Annotated in this window: 1 protein-coding gene; it reads left to right on the top strand. The window is 73.9% G+C overall.

All coding sequences use genetic code 11. The features are described 5' to 3' along the window. Positions 1-92 precede the first annotated feature (92 nt). Positions 93-1,177 (top strand): YlbL family protein (locus tag HGA02_RS19885; protein WP_343035655.1); only part of this gene is annotated, 1,085 nt, incomplete at its 3' end.

Raw genomic sequence — 1,177 nt, 5'->3', positions numbered from 1 at the left:
CGGCACGGCCGCCGTCTGGCGGCAGGCGCGGGCCCGGCGTCGTGGCTGAGCGGCGTCCGCGGCACACAGCGCGGTAGGGGATGATCGGCTCCGTGCTCGACGCCACCGACCCGCCGCTCGACGACGACGAGCAGCCCGCACCGCGGCCGCTGTCGCCGCGGGCCGTGACGCTCACGACGTCCCTGCTGGCCGGCGCCACGCTGCTCGCCGTCCTCGTCGTCCTGCCGACGCCGTACGCGGTCAACAGCCCCGGCCCCACGCGCGACGTGCTCGGCGAGCACGACGGCACGCCCATGATCGAGATCTCCGGTGCCGAGACGCACGACTCGACCGGCGAGCTGCGGCTCACGACGGTGTCGAGCACCGGCGGCCCGGGCTACCCGTCGAGCATCCTCGGCGTCCTGTCCGGCTGGTTCTCCGCGTCGTCCGTCGTGCTGCCCGTCGAGCAGGTCTACCCGCCCGACGTCTCGCAGGAGCAGATCGACGAGTCCAACCAGGCCGAGATGGTGTCCTCGCAGGAGGACGCGACGGTCGCCGCCCTCACCGAGCTCGGGTACGAGGTGCCCGCCACGCTGCTCGTCGCGGGCACCGTCGAGGGCACGGACGCCGAGGGCAAGCTCGAGGAGAACGACGTGCTCGTCGGGTTCGACGGCGAGCCGCTCCCGGACTACCAGTCGCTCGTCGACGACCTCGCGGCCGTGCAGCCGGGCGACACGGTGACGCTGACGGTGCAGCGGCACGGCCAGGACGTGGACGTGCCGGTCGTCACGAGCGAGCGCGAGGGCGGCGGCGCGCAGATCGGCGTGCTCATCGACCCGACGTTCGACATGCCCGTCGACGTGACGATCAGCATCGACGACATCGGCGGGCCGAGCGCGGGCACGATGTTCGCGCTCGGGATCATCGACAAGCTCACCGCCGAGGACGAGGCGGACGGCGAGGTCATCGCCGGCACCGGGACGATGGACGTGACCGGTGCGGTCGGGCCGATCGGCGGCATCCGGCAGAAGCTCGCCGGGGCCGAGCGCGACGGTGCGGACTGGTTCCTCGCGCCCGCGCGCAACTGCGACGAGGTCGTCGGGCACGTGCCCGACGGGCTGCGCGTCGTCCGGGTCGCGACGCTGCACGAGGCGCGCGTCGCGATGGAGGCGATCGGCGCGGGCGAGGCGGGCGACCT

Origin of the sequence: Cellulomonas septica (assembly GCF_012396155.1) — a bacterium.
Lineage (GTDB): Bacteria > Actinomycetota > Actinomycetes > Actinomycetales > Cellulomonadaceae > Cellulomonas > Cellulomonas septica.
This window is presented reverse-complemented; position numbering and strand designations above follow the sequence as displayed.